This is a genomic window from Nocardiopsis sp. iso_238 (assembly GCF_056173325.1).
The window spans coordinates 2,562,513-2,575,491 of record NZ_CM149668.1 but is presented as its reverse complement, the minus strand read 5'-3'; the positions used below and the strand labels follow the sequence as shown (position 1 = coordinate 2,575,491).

Sequence of the window (12,979 nt, the reverse complement as noted above, 5' to 3'; positions counted from 1 at the left end):
GATGTGTAGGAGGTGAACCGGCGTCGTGGCCCGTTCGCCCACCTGGGAAACGGTCCCCGTTCAATGACGTGAACTGCGTGAAGGCACGTCCGCCATCGCCACCGAAGGAATCCCCGGGTGCCCAGATTTCACCTGGAAACAGCCGGTTCGTCACGAACAGGCCGACCGGTGGCGCCCTTTCCTTCGACCGATTCACCGCAGGGACCTGGGCGACGTGGACACGCGCCGGAAGCGGCCCGAGGTCGAGGGGAAATGGCGGGGACCATCATTCGCCGTCGCCCCCGGCGCGGAGCGGCCCGTCCGCACCGATCCCGGGTCCGATAGCGTTCCCCTGTTCCGCCGCCCCGGCGCGCCGTCTGACGAAAGGAAGGTGAGGATTCCCCGTGTCTTCCGTGCCAGCCCTTCCACCCCGGTCCTCCGACAGCCCCCGGTTGTTTGCCGTCAGCGACCTCCACGTGTCCCATCCCGAGAACCGGGACATCGTCGACCAGCTGACGCCGTCGACCGAGGGAGACTGGCTGATCGTGGCCGGAGACGTCGGTGAGGTCTTCGCCGACATCGAACGGACCCTCAGCACACTCGCCAGCCGTTTCGCCCGCGTGATCTGGGTACCGGGCAACCACGAGCTGTGGACCCACCCGTCCGACCCGAACCAGCTCCGAGGCGAGGCGAGGTACCGCGCCCTGGTCGACATGTGCCGCCGTCTCGGCGTGCTCACCCCGGAGGACCCCTACCCCGTCTGGACCGGTGACGGGGGCCCGGCCCAGGTGGTGCCGCTCTTCCTCCTCTACGACTACTCGTTCCTCGCGCCGGGCACCGATTCCAAGGAGAGCTCGCTGGCCCTGGCGAAGGAGAAGGGCGTGGTGTGCACGGACGAGTTCCTGCTGCACCCCGACCCGTATCCGAGCAGGGAGGCGTGGTGCGAGGCCCGCGTGCGCGAGTCCGAGCGCAGGCTCGCCCTGTGCGACACGGAGACCCCGAAGATCCTCGTCAACCACTACCCGCTGGTCGAGGACCCGACCCACGTCCTGCGCTACCCGGAGTTCGCCCAGTGGTGCGGCACCGTGCGGACCGCCAAGTGGCACCTGCGCCCCGACGTGACCGCGGTGGTCTACGGTCACCTGCACATCCCCCGGCAGACGGTCCACGACGGCGTCCCCTTCCGGGAGGTCTCCCTGGGCTATCCGAGGGAGTGGCGCCACTTCGGAGACCGCCGCAGGTGGCCCGTCCAGATCCTTCCGGTGCCGGAACAGGACTGACCGGACCGCACGCTGCCCGTGAGCTCGGCGCCCGGCCACGAGGCGCCGACGTGAGTGCGCGCGGAACCGTTCATCGCCCGAATCCGGGGGCATGCTCGGCGAGGCGTGGGCCACGGTCGAGCCCGAAGGAATCCTGGTTGACCGCCGGTTCTCCGACGGTGATGTGACCTGGTAGCACGATCTGACCGAGACGTGCCCAGCGCCGGTTCACCGGCAGCGCGGGCACACGCCGGTGAGTTCGAGGGTGTGGTTGATGTACTCGAAGCCACTCGTCCGCCCGACGCTCTTCACCGCGTCGGAGATCCCGTCGAGCCGGGTGATCTCCTCCACCACGCCGCAGAGACGGCAGAAGAGGTGGTAGTGGCGGACGGATGTGGCGCACCGTCGATAGAGGCGTTCCCCTTCCGGTGACCGGATCACGTCCAGCTCACCGTCCTGCGACATCCGGTGGACCGTGCGGTAGACGGTGGACAGGCTGGGCGGGGTGGAAGCCGGTGCCGTCTGCCGCTCGATGCCTCGGAGAATCTCACGACAGCTCAGGAACCTGCTGCCGCCGTCGAGAGCCCTGAGCACGGCCTTCCGGTACTTGGGTGTGTTGGCCATGTCAGTCGACCGCCCGGCCCGGTGCCTCCAGCGCCCGGGGAACTGCCCGGCGTTGACTTCGCACTACGTACACGAGATGGACTCCAGGGGAGCGCGAGCCGATCAGATGAAAATGATTATCAGCACCGTAGCACGCGCATGACCCCCCGATCCGACCCGCCCGCCGGGGCGGGCACCCTCCTGGTCTGTGTAGAGTATGGAAACGGTTTTCATTTTCATCACTGAGGCGACACCCAGGAGAGGAGCACCCGATGCGCATCGCACTGGTCACCGGCCTGCACGCAGAGGCGCGAACGAAGGCCGTGGACGAGTTGCTCAGGGCCGTCCCTCGATCGATCGCGGTGCACCATGACATGAGGGACATCGGTGACGGGGTGGTGCGCCGAGTGGTTCGGCACCCTGCGGGCACCAGCAGGAGCGAGCAGGTGGAACTCGACCACGCCTGTGCGTCGTGCACGGTGCGGGAGGACCTCATCCCCTTCCTCCTGCGCACCGCGGCCGACGGTCGACACGACCTGTGCGTCGTGGACTCCTGGGAGGGGCTGGAACCCCGATCGACCGCCGAGAGCATCGCCGCGCAGTCGGAACTCGCCCTGGCCACCGTCGCCACCGTGGTCGACCCCGAGCGACTCACCTCGGATGTGGGCAGCCCGGACGAACTGGGCGACCGCGAGATGGACATCGCCCAGGACGACACCCGCACGGTCGCCGAAGTCCTCAACCGGCAGGTGGAGTACCCCCACGTCCTGGTCCTCTCGGCGGAGGCGGGTCACACCCACGCCCGCGCGCTCCTCCACCAACTCAACCCCGCAGCGGCGATCGTCACCTCGGGAGCCGACCTCTCCGTTCTCCTGGACCAACGGTTCGACCCGGAGTCCGCCCACCGGCGCCTCAACCCGTCCTGGGCCCACTACATGGACCACGACGAGACCCAGGGGGTGAGCACCGTGACCTGGACGAGAAAGCGCCCGATGCACCCGGAGAGGCTCTCCGCCGCCCTGGAACAGATCGTCGCGATGTCCCTTCGTGGCCGAGGACGATTCTGGCTGGCCAGCCAGCCGGACACCCTCCTGGTGTGGGATTCCCACCAGGACCTGCTCATGGTCGAAAGTGGCGGACCGTGGCTGAGTGCCCTGCCCGAGGCAGCGATGGAACTGGTCTCCCCGGACCGGCGCGCCAGAGCCCTCATCGACTGGGACCCGATCGTGGGTGACCGTCGCCAACACCTGTCCTTCACCGGTGTCGGCATGGACACCGCGTCCCTCCTCTCACTCCTGGACTCGTGTCTGGCGACCGACACCGAAGTCGGCCAGGAGTTCCAGAACGACCCGTTCGCCGAGTTCTCAGAAGGGTGACCATGACCCCGAGCAAGCGCCGTACCGAAAGGACGCCAGGCAGGCGCTCCTTCACCAATCCGCTGGGCGAAGCGACCCACGTCGACTACAAGGACACCAACCTGCTGCGGAAGTTCATCTCGGAGAAGGGCAAGATCCGCAGCCGTCGCGTCACCCGGGTCACCGCACGACAACAGCGTCTGATCGCGGCGGCGGTCAAGAACGCCCGCGAGATGGCCCTTCTTCCCTACCCTTCCTCCGCACGTCAAAGCTGAACGTGTGAAACCCGAACCCACAGCCGTCGCGACCGTTCTCACGACAGCGGAGAAGCGAACAGAGCGCGACCCAGAGAAGGAACAGGAGAAAAGACCATGGCCCGAGTCTGCCAGGTGACCGGGAAGGCACCGAGCTTCGGTAATGCCGTCTCCCACTCGCATCGGCGCACCAAGCGTCGGTTCGACCCCAACATCCAGAACAAGCGTTACTGGCTGCCCAGCGAACAGCGCTTCGTGAGACTGCGGCTGAGCGTCAAGGGCATGCGCGTCATCGATGCCCGCGGTATCGAACGCGTGGTCGCCGACATCCGTGCCCGAGGGGAGAGGGTCTGATGGCCAAGAAGAGCAAGATCGCCCGCAACGAACAGCGTAAGGCCGTCGTCGCGCGCTACGCCGAGCGGCGGGCCGAGCTCAAGCGCCTGATCAGGAGTCCGCACACCAGCGAGGCCGAGCGCGTGGCGGCGGTCGCCGAACTGCGTCGCCAACCGCGGGACGCCAGCGCGACCCGGGTCCGCAACCGGGACGTGATCGACGGTCGTCCCCGCGCGCATCTGAGGAAGTTCGGAGTGTCGCGGATCCGGTTCCGGGAAATGGCGCACCGTGGTGAACTCCCCGGGGTCACCAAGTCCAGTTGGTAGTTCCGGACCCAGCCGGTTCAGTGCGACGCCATGGTTCCCGGAGCGGGCACTCCCTCCGGGAACCGATCCCCCTCACCGCACCAGTAAATGGAATGTCCGTCCCAACCGGAACAATGGTCTGTCCCCTTGGGTCTGGGCTCTTCACGGTCCACCGAAAGAAGAAGTAGCGATGGGCACCCCGAACGCTCCGACGACACTTCCTGTCACCGTTCTCTCCGGATTCCTGGGAGCGGGCAAAACCACTCTGCTCAACCACGTGCTGGGAAATCTGGACGGTGTGCGGGTCGCCGTGATCGTCAACGACATGAGCGAGATCAACATCGACGCCGACCTGGTCAGGGGCGAGGGTCACCTGTCCCGGACCGATGAGCGACTCGTGGAGATGACCAACGGCTGCATCTGCTGCACGCTGCGCGACGACCTGTTGGAGGAGGTCGCCGAACTCGCGGCGCGAGGTCGCTTCGACCATCTCCTCATCGAGTCGAGCGGTATCTCCGAGCCCATGCCGGTGGCGGCCACCTTCGCCGTCCCCGGGCCCGACGGCACCCCGCTCCTGGCAGGGGCGCGTCTGGACACCATGGTCTCGGTGGTCGACGCCGCACGGTTCCTTCACGAACTCGACGCCGGGGATGACCTGGTCGAGCGCGGCCTGGACGCCTACGAGGACGACGAACGAACCGTCAGCGATCTGCTGGTCGACCAGGTGGAGTTCGCCGACCTGATCCTGGTCAACAAGATCGACCTGGTGACCGAGGAACAGGTCGACCGCGTCGAAGCAGCCGTCAGACGACTCAACCCTCTGGCACGAGTCCTGCGGATCCACCATGGACAGGTGCCCCCGGCCGAGTTGGTCGGGGCTGGCCTGTTCGATCCGGAACGAGCTTCACGGGCACCGGGCTGGGTTTCCGAACTCAACGGCGACCACGTGCCCGAGACCGAGGAGTACGGCATCTCCAGCCTGGTGTTCCGGGCTGACCGGCCCTTCCACCCCGATCGCCTCTGGAGGATGATCACTTCCGGGTTCGAGGAGGCCGGGTACGGCAGGATCCTACGTACCAAGGGGTTCTTCTGGCTGGCGAGCCGCCCCCGGATGACGGGACTGTGGTCCCAGGCCGGGCCGGTCGCCCGCTTCGAGCCGACCGGAGTCTGGAACCCCGCCGACGGACCATCGTTGGGTTACTCCGCCGGGGACCTCGTGGACAGCGAACCGGTCACACCCCGCCAGGAGCTGGTCTTCATCGGTCAGGACCTGCGTCGAGACGCGCTGGACGCGGCTCTGCGCTCCTGCCTGTTGACCGAGGACGAGTTGCGTTCCTCCTGGGACCGGTTGCCCGACCCCTTCCCGGAGTGGGACGTGCGGGGCATGCACGACCACCATCAGTCTGGGCCCGTCGCCGACGGGCCCGGTTCGCAGTAGCAGGCCAGGTCGCGCTGGCACGTACACGACCCAGCGACCTCAGCGGGCGGTGCTGATCTTCGGGGGCGCAACTCGCGCTTCAAGAGAACGGTTGCCGCATGCAAGGTCTGGTCCCCGAAAGGAACCCATGGCACGCAACGACGTTCGACCCATCATCAAGCTCCGATCCACGGCGGGCACCGGAACCACCTACGTGACCCGCAAGAACCGCCGCAACACCCCGGATCGTCTGGTCCTACGCAAGTACGACCCCAAGATCCGCCGCCACGTCGAGTTCCGCGAGGAACGCTGACCGAACACCCGCACCCAACGGAGAACCCATGCAGAAGGACATCCACCCCAGGTACGAGCCCGTCGTCTTCCGTGACAAGGCGGCCGACTTCGCGATTCTCACCCGTTCCACTCGAAGCAGCGACGAGACCATCGAGTGGAACGGCGACACGTACCCGGTGATCGACGTCGAGATCTCCAGCGCCAGCCACCCCTTCTACACAGGCACCTCACGCGTGGTGGACACCGCTGGCCGGGTGGAGCGCTTCCAGCGCCGCTACCAGCGCAAGTAGTCGCGACCGATCACCCGGCCCTCATCCCGAACCGAAAGGAGCCACTCCCATGGCAGTACCCAAACGCAGGATGTCGCGGTCCAACACCCGGACGCGTCGATCCCAGTGGAAGGCCACGGCCCCCGAACTGGTGACTCTCCACATCCGAGGCCGCGAGTACCGGGTTCCCCGCAACCTCGTTCGCGCCTACCAGCGCGGTCTCGTTCCCCTCCCGGACTAGGTCGCGTTTCCTGGACCACATCTCCTGGCCTGGGGTGCAGACTCTCTCGGGTGAGGTGCCTCTGCCCCTACCCGTAGTGGTTCTGTCAGAGGCATGACCGACACCACTGAGGCCCTCTCCCGCGAAGTCCGTGCTCTCGCCCGCCTATGGGCGGGCGAGAGCACTCGCGGCCAGGTGCGTTACCTTCTCGGTGGCTTCCAGTATCAGCTTGAAGTGGTCCCTTGCTCAGGGGAAAGCCGCTGCATGTACGGAGGCCAGTCCTGGTTGAGCGCAGCCGCGCCTACAACGGGATCTCCGCGATCGTGAGGTCCAAATCGCGGATCATGACCTCGCTCAACTGCCGGAGCTGGATCTCGGTCACCTTCGCACCATGGAGCGAGGCCAGCCCGGACAGGTTCGACAGGTCGCTGCCGCGCAGGTCGGTGCCGGACATCTTGGTGTTCTTGATGTCCGCGGCGAAGGTGCAGTCGTCGAAGCATCACGAAGGTCGCTTCCGATGATCTCGGCTTCCTTGAAGGAGCAGCCGACGAACGCCACATCACCGGTGACCTTGACCTGCTCCCAGCTGGCGTAGTCGAACTGGCAGCCCTCGAAGAGCACGTCAGTCATCGAAACGCGCGCCAGTGACACCCCCATCAGCCGTGAGCCCGTGAACCGGCACCGGTTCAGGGCGGTGTCTACCAGGCGGTGTGAGGTCAGGTCGAGGGAGGTGAAGTGGGTGTTGGCGACCTTCTCCTCCTCCAGCGGGGTGGGGTAGGGCCAGGCGCGCACCGTCGGCTCGTCGTCGCTGGGCAGGAGCACTTTCGCGCCCCGGATCTCGGCGGTCTGCACAGGTTCCCCTACTTCTTCCAGTTGTCCCACGTCGAACGGTTGTCCCAGGGGCCTCCGCCGACGTTGTCCCAGGTGTCGCGGTTGTCGCGGTTGTCGAACAGCCCTACCGGGGTGGCCGGTTGGAGCCGGTCGATCAGGTCGGCGGCCCGCTCGATCGCGCGGGCGGCGTCGTAGCGCGTGTCGGTGACCGCCTCGGTTTCGGTTCCGGTCAGCTCGGTCAGTTCCAGGCGCAGGATGCGGGCCAGGCGGGCGATGACAGCTCCCGAACTTGAACATCGCGATGCTGGGTTCGCGCGCGTGGAGAACGGCACCGGAGATCGAGCGTCGGCCGGTCGACCCGCCTGCAGGACGACCTCCGGTTCGGCAGGACGAATCGCCCGCCACCGTCTACGACGGCACCGCCCGTTCGCCCTGCCCCTGAGGCCGGCCGTTCGTCTCAGCCCTGCTCGGTCGCGAGAATCTCCGCCGCCCGCTCGCCGATAACGATGGAAGGCGCCATGGTGTTGGCGACCGTCACGTGGGGCAGCACCGAGGCATCGGCGACGCGAAGGCCCTCGATGCCGTAGACCTTGAGGCTCGCGTCCACCACGGCCCCCTCATCCCGACCCATCCGGGAGGTGCCGCTCTGGTGCCAGTAGGTTTCCACGGCGTTCCGCACGAACATCTCCACCGTGTCAGCCGCAGAGGACGCCGGGGACACCTCCCGCTCGACGAACGGGCGGAGCGCCGCGGAATTGCCGATCTCCCGAGCCATGGCAACGGCGGACAGGGCCGAGCGCACGTCATCCGGATCGACGAGGAAGTTCGTCTCGATGCGCGGTCGGGCCATCGGGTCCGTGCTCACCAGACGGACCCGACCACGACTGCCACGGCGTGGGCGCATGGCGGGCATCAGGGTGAAGCACCGCTCCGGCGGCGGGTACTGCACCGCACTCTCGGGGGAGACGGACGGCGCCGGCGAGACGTACATGACGAACTCTGGTGCGCCCGGCCGTGTTTCGTCTTCCCAGAAACAGACGGCCTGGCTGCGTGTGGGCATCGGCAGCGGCACGTCCGTCGCCTCCCACATACAGGGGAGACGTATGTGGTCATCAAGGTTTCGCCCGACGCCGGGCAGGTGCTGGATCACCGGGATGCCCAGGGTCCGCAGTTCGCCCTCGTCCCCGATACCGGACCGCATGAGCACGGCCGGGGTACCGAGCGCGCCCAGCGACAGCACCACCTCTCGCGACGCGTGGGCGCGCACCACCTTGCCGTCGCGCACGAGCTCGACACCGTGGGCCCGCCCCGCGGAGAGCAGAACGCGGGAGACCGTCGTGCTCGGGAGCACCATGAGGTTCGGCCGCCCCACACGTTCGGCGACGTAGCGACGGAAGGGGGTCTCCCGCACGCCGTCGTGGATGTTCTCGTCCCGCACGGCGCATCCGGAGGCCTCCTCCATCAGGATCCCGTTGGCGCTGTCGAATCGAGGGACGCCGCCTTCCTCGGCGCCGTCGAGGAAGGCGGTGAACAGCGGATGCACGTCCTGCGACGGCCGTACCCGCATCGGCCCGCCGACCCCCCGACGCTCGGGGTCGGGCGAGCCCTGCCAATCCTCGATGTCACGGTAGTGCTCCAGCACGTGCGCGTATCCCCACGCGGAATCGCCTGCGGCATCGGCGTAGGAGTCCCAGTCGCTCCGGTGACCACGAGCCCACACACCCGCGTTGACGGCCCCTCCCCCGCCCAGCCCACGACCGGTGGCGTAAGCGAGTCGGCGCCCGTTCAGATGCCGGTTCGGCTCCGTGACGTGGCCCCAGGTCCGCTCAGTGCCGAGATTGGTCGGCCACAGGTCGGGATCGCGGACACGCTCGTCATCGTCGTCGCCGCCGCTCTCGACGAGCAGGACAGTGACGGCCGGGTCGGCCGCGAGTCTCCCAGCGAGAACGGAACCGGACGACCCGGCGCCGCACACGATGTAGTCGAACGCGGCACCGTCGTCCAGATGGTCGGCGAATACGAGCCGCGAGGTCGCGGTCGCCGCGGTATCGGCTTGTTCATGGGGGGTGCTCATGTTCGGCGTCTCCTCGAAGTATCAGCCGCGGTCGGTGTCCCGGGCCTGTTCATAACCGAGTTCGAGCAAGGCGGCGCGCAGTTTCTCCGCGGCGTCCTCCAGAGAGGACTGGTCCTCCTCCGGTTCGGCCTTGCTGAAATCGAAGTCGGACATGTCCCAGACGGGAGAGACATGTATATGCAGGTGTGGCACCTCGAAGCCCGCGATGACGAGGCCGACTCTCGGAGCGTCCCAAGCCCGCTGCACCCCTTTCCCGACGGCTTGGGCGACCTCCACGCACCGGCCCAGAAGCCCGCTGTCGGCGTCCGTCCACCGGTCGATTTCGCGCCGAGGAACGACGAGGGTGTGGCCGGGCCGCAAGGGCGCGATGGTGAGAAACGCGGTGACCTCGGGATCCCGCCAGACAAAGCGTCCGGGCAGTTCACCGGCGATGATGCGTGAGAACAGAGTGGGCACGGCCGAAGTACCTTTCACATGCGGTGAGCGGACCGTCCGCGGAGGGGCGCGAACGGGTTCTATCGGTGTCCCTGGTCCTGGGTGGGATCCGAGGGCCGGAAGGAAAGTTCCTCACGCGACCACCTGGTGTCCCGTTGAAAGGCTTCGTCGTCGAAGCCCTCGAGGGTGTCGCGGAGCTGACGGAGATTGCCTTGTGTGAAGTACAGGGCGCGCAAGGTGTACTGAGACACGGCCATGGTGTGCCTGCGGTCCTCGTGCGGGATCAACCCCATCTCGGCGGCGCGGCGGTGCCCCCACACCACATCTCGGATATCCTCGTCCACCTGTCGCAGGCGGGCGTCGACGAGGGCGAGCAGGCTCGACTGTGGTGCCCCGCGGCCGAGAAAGACCCGGAGCAGTAGGGGGTCTTTGACCGTCATGGTGTCCTCGTCGCCTTCGACGACCCAGAGTCGCAGCGCGCTCTCGCCCTCCTGGGTGATGCGGAACACCTGAGCACGGCGCGATCCGCCCAAGGACACCTCACTGTCCTGGACCAGGCCCAAGGCCAGTAGACGCCGCAATTCTCGGCGGATGTGGCTGACGGCCGGCGCCGAGTAGAAGAAGCGCAGGGCGAAGGCCGTCCGTTGCTTGATCTCGCCCGCCGAGAGCATCTCACCGTTGACGGACAGGATTCCGAGGACGGCGTACGCGGTAGCGGTCAGCTCCTCGGCCGCCTGGTGTGGCTCGTGTGACGCCTCGTACTCGGTGGCCGTGTCGCCGTCGACCCCCGTCCGGGGCGTGTCGCTGTTGTCCTTCATGCGCGAAGCATAGGCGGCAGGGGCGCCATCCATGTACGGGAAGTCACCATCACGTGCAACTATTAGTCCAACAGAAGGAGGTCGCTCCACGCGAGGCACACGCGCCCTCGACGCGAGCGATGCAGTGAAAAACAGGCCATGCAGACCACTTTGACCGACAAGTCCAGGCAAGCGATGACACACGAAGGCCACGCAACACCCCCTTCCCATGAGACTATTAGCCTCATGGAGAGTAGTCGATCGCCAAGAGGAGTAGCAATGGGGAACTCGGACACCGAGGACCGGCTGCGGCGACCGGCGCGCATCCGTTCGTTGCGGGTGGGTGAGCTGAGCGTGAGTTATGTGCCGGACGGAGCGGTCAAGATGGTTCCGCGCAGCCTCTTCCCGACGACGTCGGACGAGACCTGGGCACGGAACAGCCGGTACTTGGACCCGGCCGGTAGGTTGACGATCAGCGCGGGCGGCCTGCTGATCGAACATGGTGAACGAGCCATGCTGGTCGACGTCGGCTACGGCCCGTTCACCGAGCCGATCTCCATGATGGAACACGGCATGGCGTCGATGTACGGCGGTTCGCTTCTGGAGAGTCTCGCCGAGCTCGGACGCGACCCCCACGACATAGAGGCGGTCGCGATCACCCACCTCCACATGGAGCACCTGGGCTGGGCCGCGCACCCGGAGCCGGGCGGCACCCTCCCCGCCTTCGGACACGCGCCGTACCTCGTCTCGCGGCGGGAGTGGGAAGACCGCCACACGACGTTCGGAGTGACGGAGGAGATCGCGGACACCCTCGCTCGACGGGTGCGTGTCGTCTCGGACGGGGACGAGGTCTTTCCAGGGGTGCGCGCTGTCGCGTTGCCCGGCCACACGGCCGGGCAAATGGGATACGAACTCACGTCCGGTGACGACCGGCTGCTCGCGTTCGCCGACGTGCTGCACTCCCCAGCGCAGGTAGCGCACCCGGATTGGGTGACCGTGGGCGAACCGGCGCCCGACGCCTCGGCCGGGCTCCGGCGCCAGGTGCTCGGTCGGCTCGCCGACCAGGACATCATCGGGTTCGGTATCCACTTCGCCGACGTCCCCTTCGGCCGGGTACGCCGTACTGGAGACGTCTTCGACTGGGAGCCGCTGGCCTAGGTCGTGTTTTTTGGATCATTCCTCCCGCCCGTCGCCCGCCACCACCCTCAACGGACGCCTTCGGCGCTGTGTCCTCGCGTTACCACCAGGCTTCCTCTCGCCGCGCCGATGAAGCTCGGACAGCCAACCCCGGGCGGGCCTCCGCTGTGCGAGGCTGCAGAGCTTGCGTAGCAGCGCACAGTAGGGGCGACGGCCGCTCGCATCGATGGCGGCTCCGCCGCCACCGGCGAAAGCATCCACAAAACACTTCCTAGGCCGAAGTCGCGACTCGGCCGACGGCTCCGGGTAGCGGCCGACGCCGACCCCCGGACTCCGGCAGTACGGTGTCCGGCGGACATTCCGGTCGGGAAAGGGGCCCCGGGGAAGGATGCGCGCAGTCGCTCCAACCGTGGTTCGCCTTCGTGCCTCTGCCCGCCGACAGGCCCACTATCGGCCAGTCTGATCCTCTGACCGGTGGTTCTGCCGAGCGTGCTCGGTGGGTGTGAGTCCGTAGCGCTGTTTGAAAGCACGACTGAAGTGGCTGCTGTCGGAGAACTGCCAGTGCGCGGCGATTTCCGCGACGGTCAAGCGAGACGCCGAGAGCGCCCGCCCGGCCGACTCCAAGCGCTTCTCCCGGATATAGGCGGTCACCGATTCCCCGCAGGCCGCGAAGGCGCGCTGCAGGGTACGCACGGAGACGTTCAGTTCCCGGGCCAACATCGCCGACGAAAGGTCGGCGTCGGTGAGCCGCTGCTCCGCGAGGTCCTTGGCCGCCTGGACGAGGGTCGGAGCGAGGCGAGTGTCCACATCGTCGAAGCCGCGCTGCGCCACCGCGGTGGCCAACTCGACCAGCGTGTCCCGCGCGGCGCGGGCACCGGCCGGGCTCAGATCGGCCAGAACCTCTTCCACCATGGTGGCATGCGCGACTAGGAGGCGGACCTCGGCGGCGTCGGCGTGGCCGGTGACTCCGCGGCCGGGGAGTGACAGGGAGAAGGGGGCGGCGGGCAGCACGACGCACCGCGCTCGCGTGTGGGGCGGGAGCGCGAAGTGAGGCGTTCCCGCGGCATGCCGCAGCAGGAAACCTCCCGCCGCCACGGTATGTTCCACGCTGTTCCGCCTGCTGCCCAGAGCCCAGGCTCCGCTGTGCACCAGCCATAGGCGGACCTGATCGGTGTCCTGAACCGGTTCGTCCGCCGTCCGCGCCGCCGATGCTCCGTCCACAGTGGTGATGGCCACGTCATGCACCTTGGCGGCACGGAAGCGTACCCGGAAGTCGGCCGCTGTCGCCGCGCTGAACCTGGGGAGAGGGAACTCGTCTCCGACGTGGGCGCGCCAGTTCCGTTCGTAGTCGTCCCGACCGGTGGTGGCCGCATGACGTGAGTCGAGCGAGAAGGATGCGGTCTTGTCGTCCATGGTG

The 12,979-nt window shown here is 67.4% G+C and carries 18 protein-coding genes; 10 read left to right on the top strand and 8 right to left on the bottom strand.

The window, feature by feature from the left end; genetic code table 11:
* Positions 1 to 392 precede the first annotated feature (392 nt).
* Complete coding sequence (locus AC0VYL_RS11390) at positions 393 to 1,259, top strand: metallophosphoesterase family protein (RefSeq protein WP_475483092.1); 867 nt, start codon at positions 393 to 395, stop codon at positions 1,257 to 1,259.
* Between the two features lie 207 nt (positions 1,260 to 1,466).
* Here the strand turns inward: AC0VYL_RS11390 and AC0VYL_RS11385 are convergent, their stop codons facing one another.
* Positions 1,467 to 1,862: a Fur family transcriptional regulator gene (locus AC0VYL_RS11385; protein ID WP_475462607.1), complete on the bottom strand. Its 396-nt coding sequence runs from the start codon at positions 1,860 to 1,862 to the stop codon at positions 1,467 to 1,469.
* 251 nt (positions 1,863 to 2,113) lie between these two features.
* On the opposite strand from AC0VYL_RS11385, the gene AC0VYL_RS11380 reads away from it, so the two are divergent.
* The 8 genes from AC0VYL_RS11380 to rpmF all read left to right on the top strand — a co-directional run bounded on the left by AC0VYL_RS11380 (position 2,114) and on the right by rpmF (position 6,309).
* On the top strand, positions 2,114 to 3,217 hold the full coding sequence (locus tag AC0VYL_RS11380) for a CobW family GTP-binding protein (protein ID WP_475483091.1): 1,104 nt from the start codon (positions 2,114 to 2,116) through the stop codon (positions 3,215 to 3,217).
* 2 nt (positions 3,218 to 3,219) lie between these two features.
* Entirely contained in the window at positions 3,220 to 3,471 is a 252-nt protein-coding gene (rpsR, locus tag AC0VYL_RS11375) for a 30S ribosomal protein S18 (RefSeq protein WP_475462605.1), read from the top strand.
* 96 nt (positions 3,472 to 3,567) lie between these two features.
* The gene (gene rpmB, locus AC0VYL_RS11370) at positions 3,568 to 3,804 is read left to right on the top strand and encodes a 50S ribosomal protein L28 (protein ID WP_475462604.1); all 237 of its coding nucleotides are present in this window, start codon (positions 3,568 to 3,570) and stop codon (positions 3,802 to 3,804) included.
* On the top strand, positions 3,804 to 4,109 hold the full coding sequence (rpsN, locus tag AC0VYL_RS11365; protein ID WP_475462603.1) for a 30S ribosomal protein S14: 306 nt from the start codon (positions 3,804 to 3,806) through the stop codon (positions 4,107 to 4,109). Before rpmB ends, rpsN begins: the two co-directional genes overlap by 1 nt.
* Positions 4,110 to 4,278: 169 nt before the next feature.
* Complete coding sequence (locus AC0VYL_RS11360; RefSeq protein WP_475483090.1) at positions 4,279 to 5,526, top strand: GTP-binding protein; 1,248 nt, start codon at positions 4,279 to 4,281, stop codon at positions 5,524 to 5,526.
* Between the two features lie 127 nt (positions 5,527 to 5,653).
* Positions 5,654 to 5,818 (top strand): 50S ribosomal protein L33, encoded by a 165-nt coding sequence (rpmG, locus tag AC0VYL_RS11355; RefSeq protein ID WP_014908751.1) that lies wholly within the window; start codon positions 5,654 to 5,656, stop codon positions 5,816 to 5,818.
* A 28-nt stretch (positions 5,819 to 5,846) separates the two neighbouring features.
* Positions 5,847 to 6,089, top strand: a complete 243-nt coding sequence (locus AC0VYL_RS11350; protein WP_475483089.1) for a type B 50S ribosomal protein L31 — start codon at positions 5,847 to 5,849, stop codon at positions 6,087 to 6,089.
* Positions 6,090 to 6,138: 49 nt separating this feature from the next.
* Positions 6,139 to 6,309 carry a 50S ribosomal protein L32 gene (gene rpmF / locus AC0VYL_RS11345; RefSeq protein ID WP_475483088.1) on the top strand — a complete coding sequence of 57 codons (171 nt, stop codon included), beginning with the start codon at positions 6,139 to 6,141 and terminating at the stop codon, positions 6,307 to 6,309.
* Between the two features lie 280 nt (positions 6,310 to 6,589).
* On the opposite strand, the gene AC0VYL_RS11340 is transcribed toward rpmF, so the two are convergent.
* The 6 genes from AC0VYL_RS11340 to AC0VYL_RS11315 all read right to left on the bottom strand — a co-directional run bounded on the left by AC0VYL_RS11340 (position 6,590) and on the right by AC0VYL_RS11315 (position 10,446).
* Positions 6,590 to 6,742 carry a hypothetical protein gene (locus AC0VYL_RS11340; RefSeq protein ID WP_475483087.1) on the bottom strand — a complete coding sequence of 51 codons (153 nt, stop codon included), beginning with the start codon at positions 6,740 to 6,742 and terminating at the stop codon, positions 6,590 to 6,592.
* A complete protein-coding gene (locus AC0VYL_RS11335; protein ID WP_475483595.1) occupies positions 6,667 to 7,140 on the bottom strand; it encodes a pentapeptide repeat-containing protein in 474 nt (157 codons plus the stop codon). Before AC0VYL_RS11335 ends, AC0VYL_RS11340 begins: the two co-directional genes overlap by 76 nt.
* 8 nt (positions 7,141 to 7,148) lie before the next feature.
* Positions 7,149 to 7,451: a multiple cyclophane-containing RiPP AmcA gene (gene amcA / locus AC0VYL_RS11330; RefSeq protein ID WP_475483086.1), complete on the bottom strand. Its 303-nt coding sequence runs from the start codon at positions 7,449 to 7,451 to the stop codon at positions 7,149 to 7,151.
* A 125-nt stretch (positions 7,452 to 7,576) separates the two neighbouring features.
* On the bottom strand, positions 7,577 to 9,193 hold the full coding sequence (locus AC0VYL_RS11325) for a GMC family oxidoreductase (RefSeq protein ID WP_475462597.1): 1,617 nt from the start codon (positions 9,191 to 9,193) through the stop codon (positions 7,577 to 7,579).
* Positions 9,194 to 9,214: 21 nt separating this feature from the next.
* On the bottom strand, positions 9,215 to 9,649 hold the full coding sequence (locus AC0VYL_RS11320; protein ID WP_475483085.1) for an HIT family protein: 435 nt from the start codon (positions 9,647 to 9,649) through the stop codon (positions 9,215 to 9,217).
* 59 nt (positions 9,650 to 9,708) lie between these two features.
* A complete protein-coding gene (locus AC0VYL_RS11315) occupies positions 9,709 to 10,446 on the bottom strand; it encodes a hypothetical protein (protein WP_475462595.1) in 738 nt (245 codons plus the stop codon).
* Positions 10,447 to 10,704: 258 nt separating this feature from the next.
* Here AC0VYL_RS11315 and AC0VYL_RS11310 point away from each other — a divergent pair, with 258 nt between their 5' ends.
* Positions 10,705 to 11,583, top strand: coding sequence for an MBL fold metallo-hydrolase (locus AC0VYL_RS11310; protein ID WP_475462594.1), 879 nt, complete (start codon positions 10,705 to 10,707; stop codon positions 11,581 to 11,583).
* Between the two features lie 426 nt (positions 11,584 to 12,009).
* Here AC0VYL_RS11310 and AC0VYL_RS11305 read toward each other — a convergent pair whose 3' ends face one another.
* A complete protein-coding gene (locus AC0VYL_RS11305; protein WP_475483084.1) occupies positions 12,010 to 12,975 on the bottom strand; it encodes a helix-turn-helix domain-containing protein in 966 nt (321 codons plus the stop codon).
* Positions 12,976 to 12,979 lie beyond the last annotated feature (4 nt).

Excerpts from the sequence above, each read along its gene's own strand:
- AC0VYL_RS11385 (WP_475462607.1), bottom strand. The coding sequence starts at position 1,862 with ATGGCCAACACACCCAAGTACCGGAAGGCCGTGCTCAGGGCTCTCGAC.
- AC0VYL_RS11380 (WP_475483091.1), top strand. The coding sequence starts at position 2,114 with ATGCGCATCGCACTGGTCACCGGCCTGCACGCAGAGGCGCGAACGAAG.
- rpsR (WP_475462605.1), top strand. The coding sequence starts at position 3,220 with ATGACCCCGAGCAAGCGCCGTACCGAAAGGACGCCAGGCAGGCGCTCC.
- rpmB (WP_475462604.1), top strand. The coding sequence starts at position 3,568 with ATGGCCCGAGTCTGCCAGGTGACCGGGAAGGCACCGAGCTTCGGTAAT.
- rpsN (WP_475462603.1), top strand. The coding sequence starts at position 3,804 with ATGGCCAAGAAGAGCAAGATCGCCCGCAACGAACAGCGTAAGGCCGTC.
- AC0VYL_RS11360 (WP_475483090.1), top strand. The coding sequence starts at position 4,279 with ATGGGCACCCCGAACGCTCCGACGACACTTCCTGTCACCGTTCTCTCC.
- rpmG (WP_014908751.1), top strand. The coding sequence starts at position 5,654 with ATGGCACGCAACGACGTTCGACCCATCATCAAGCTCCGATCCACGGCG.
- AC0VYL_RS11350 (WP_475483089.1), top strand. The coding sequence starts at position 5,847 with ATGCAGAAGGACATCCACCCCAGGTACGAGCCCGTCGTCTTCCGTGAC.
- rpmF (WP_475483088.1), top strand. The coding sequence starts at position 6,139 with ATGGCAGTACCCAAACGCAGGATGTCGCGGTCCAACACCCGGACGCGT.
- AC0VYL_RS11340 (WP_475483087.1), bottom strand. The coding sequence starts at position 6,742 with ATGTCCGGCACCGACCTGCGCGGCAGCGACCTGTCGAACCTGTCCGGG.
- AC0VYL_RS11325 (WP_475462597.1), bottom strand. The coding sequence starts at position 9,193 with ATGAGCACCCCCCATGAACAAGCCGATACCGCGGCGACCGCGACCTCG.
- AC0VYL_RS11315 (WP_475462595.1), bottom strand. The coding sequence starts at position 10,446 with ATGAAGGACAACAGCGACACGCCCCGGACGGGGGTCGACGGCGACACG.
- AC0VYL_RS11310 (WP_475462594.1), top strand. The coding sequence starts at position 10,705 with ATGGGGAACTCGGACACCGAGGACCGGCTGCGGCGACCGGCGCGCATC.
- AC0VYL_RS11305 (WP_475483084.1), bottom strand. The coding sequence starts at position 12,975 with ATGGACGACAAGACCGCATCCTTCTCGCTCGACTCACGTCATGCGGCC.